3 protein-coding genes are annotated in these 3,199 nt (G+C 44.8%); all 3 read right to left on the bottom strand.

The features are described 5' to 3' along the window. Positions 1-172: 172 nt before the first annotated feature. From IEV18_RS16560 to IEV18_RS16570, 3 genes are read right to left on the bottom strand one after another with little or no spacing between them, the layout of a single operon-like run. Positions 173-697, bottom strand: a complete 525-nt coding sequence (locus IEV18_RS16560) for a YqfB family membrane protein (protein ID WP_188393464.1) — start codon at positions 695-697, stop codon at positions 173-175. A 27-nt stretch (positions 698-724) separates the two neighbouring features. Next, entirely contained in the window at positions 725-1,720 is a 996-nt protein-coding gene (floA, locus tag IEV18_RS16565; RefSeq protein WP_188393465.1) for a flotillin-like protein FloA, read from the bottom strand. 30 nt (positions 1,721-1,750) lie between these two features. Next, positions 1,751-3,058 (bottom strand): NfeD family protein, encoded by a 1,308-nt coding sequence (locus IEV18_RS16570; RefSeq protein WP_229733705.1) that lies wholly within the window; start codon positions 3,056-3,058, stop codon positions 1,751-1,753. Between the last annotated feature and the right edge of the window lie 141 nt (positions 3,059-3,199).

Consider the following 3,199-nt stretch of genomic DNA (forward strand, 5'->3'; position numbering starts at 1 on the left):
CAGACTTGACGGTCACCCCCCATGCCCTTGTCTTAAGCTACAGCTACTACTGCCTTCACTGTTCGGGACTTTCACCCTATAGTCTGCACCCATGCCGGGCACACCAAAAAAACCTGTCCGTTTCCCTGAACGGACAGGTTTCAATAAACCTCGGAATATGTTCATAAAGACTTTACTTTATATAACGTTCTTCAATAATGCTGCGATACGGTTTTCTAGCCCTCGGCGGCCCAAGTACTTCCGACATAATAATCCCATTAACAAGGCCTTTACTTGTAATATTGCCGCTCATTTGTTTTTTCAGCGTCTTTTGTTTTTCTGTTAAATCTTGCTTTCTATCCAATGTTGGCTTTAAGCCCTTATGGAGGTCATCGCTCGCAGCAAGCTGGCTCCTATCCTCGATATCCTCCAGCTCAATATTCGAGCTGAACTGACCTGCCAATTTTTCCAGCTGCTCCTGGCGCATTTCTTCAATGGATACAGTCTGAACGGTTTCCTCCTTTTTTCTCGATTCAGTCGGAAAAACGGGGGCGGCCACAGGTCTTGGCGGCTGGTACGATTTTCTCGCCGGTCTTCCGGAAGGAGAAGTTCTATCCCCCTGTTTCTTCCCCGTCTTTAAAAAACTTAGCAATCCGGAGATAATCAGGACGAGAATAAACAGATTTTCAAAGATAAAATCTAAAAGTTCTAGCATCATCCGGTGACCCCTTTACGTCGAGATCCATTAATTGTTTTCATCATCATTATTATTTTCCTTTGTCAATTTGCCGATCGTATCCCGCATATCAGTATCGGCATTAATATTCCGGTAGTTCAAGTAATCCATGACACCCATTTTTCCGGAACGTAATGCTTCAGCAAGCGCCTGTGGCACTTCGGCTTCTGCTTCCACAACTTTCGCACGCATTTCTTGCACGCGAGCAACCATTTCTTGTTCTCTCGCAACCGCCATTGCTCGGCGCTCTTCTGCTTTCGCTTGGGCGATGTTTTTATCTGCTTCAGCTTGGTCGGTTTGGAGAATCGCTCCAATATTCTTTCCGATGTCTACATCGGCAATGTCGATGGAAAGGATTTCAAATGCAGTTCCGGCATCTAACCCTTTCGCTAGCACCGTATGGGAAATTTTATCTGGATTTTCCAGCACGTCTGAATGTTTTTCTGAGCTTCCGATGGTACTTACAACACCTTCGCCTACTCGGGCAATAACCGTATCTTCTCCAGCTCCACCAACAAGGCGATCAATATTTGCCCGGACAGTAATTCTTGCCTTTGCTTTCACTTCAATCCCATCAATGGCAATACCGGCAATAAATGGCGTTTCGATGACTTTTGGATTTACACTCATCTGCACCGCTTCTAATACGTCCCTTCCAGCCAAATCAATTGCTGCGGCCCGCTCAAAGCTCAGTTCGATATTGGCGCGATGGGCTGCAATAAGGGCATTGACGACACGGTCCACATTTCCGCCCGCCAAGTAGTGGCTTTCCAGCTGGTTAATTTTCACATCAAGTCCTGCCTTATGTGCTTTGATAAGCGGGTTGATTACTCTGCTCGGGACAACACGCCGCAAACGCATTCCCACTAATGTAAAGATGCTGACCCGCACTCCAGCCGCAAGGGCGCTAATCCACAGTGCAACCGGAATAAAGGTAAATAGTATCGCTACGGCAATTAAAATGACCGCGATAATGATAAAAGGTACTAAATCAACAATGGACATGTATATTCCTCCTATATTTATTTTTTCCTGTTAAATTTCTCGAACGACAACACGAACTCCTTCTACCTTCACAACTTTAATCCGTTTCCCCTTTTCAATAAAACCGCCTTCGGAAACGATGTCGATTCTTTCCCCGTTAAATTCTCCTGTTCCTGAAGGCCGAAGGGGGGTAAGGGCAATTCCTTCTAACCCGATAAGATCTAACCGATTTTTAGCAGAAACGTAGCCAAGTTCGGTGGCCGTACTTTCTCTTAAAATAATATGCCTAAATATTCCTTTTTCCAATCCTACCCTGCGGAAAAGAATCACGCTCGCTGCAATTGCGATTAAAAAGGCAATCCCGATACTAAATGCCATTTGTCCCACATCATATCCTGACATGAGCAGGGAACCAATAATGGCTCCAGCACCTAACAGCCCTAGAATCCCGCCCGGCACGAATAATTCTGCAACAATGAGTATAATTCCTGCCAATAGTAAGATAATCGCTTCCATGCCTGCGAGTCCGGCAACGATATGCCCGTAAAAGAAGAGGATTAGCGCAGTAAGGCCCATTATCCCGGGTACCCCAAACCCAGGAGAATAGAGTTCCACAATGAGGCCTAAACTGGCCACCGATAACAGAATGGAATAAACTATTGGATTTGTTAAAAATCTTGCAACTTCTTCAGCTAATGTCGGCTCTGTTTCCACCACAGTTGCTTTGGATAAACCAAGTTCATGGAGAAGTTCTACTCGATCATTTACAATTCCTTCCGCATAACCGACCTCTACAGCATCATTTGGGCTTAGCGTTAAAAATTTGCCGCGAGGGGCCCCATATTCCGGCAAATCAATATTCGGGTCTGCCATTGCAACGGCATACAGCGGATCTCTTCCTTTTGATTCGGCAGCACTGCTCATTTTTTCAATCCAGGCAGATTGGGCTTTTTCTTCCGCAGCGGTTCCATCACTATTAATTACACCGCTCGCTCCCATTGTTGCATGGGGAACAAAGTAAATATTGTCCGTATTTAAAGCTATGTATGAACCCGCAGATAGGGCTTCGTTAATAATAAACGAAGTTGTTGGCACCTCCAAGTTTTGCAATAGGGTAGCAATTTGGCCGGCAGAATCCACTCTTCCTCCCGGGGTATCAATTTCTAAAATGATATGGTCTGCACCGGATTCAATTGCTTCTGTTGTCGTTCGTTTTAAAAAAGCTTCCAATCCCCGCTCTACTTCTCTTTCTACCGGTATAATATAGACCAGTTTGCCGCCCCCATCGTCTTCTGCTGAAATGTCAGCAATCTGGAAAGGAAAGAGGAACACAATAAGGAGCGTCAGAAATCGCAACATTCGCATAGCATCACCCCCCTACTGTTGCCCGTATTGTCAAAAGTTTTTAAGTAAAACCTATTATTATTGCCTATATAATGCGTTTTTATACAAAAAAACTTGCCACCCCCTTAAATTTAGGTTATTTATGAAGTAACCACA

It is taken from the genome of Compostibacillus humi (assembly GCF_014637175.1).
GTDB classification, from domain to species: Bacteria; Bacillota; Bacilli; order Bacillales; family Amphibacillaceae; genus Oceanobacillus; species Oceanobacillus humi.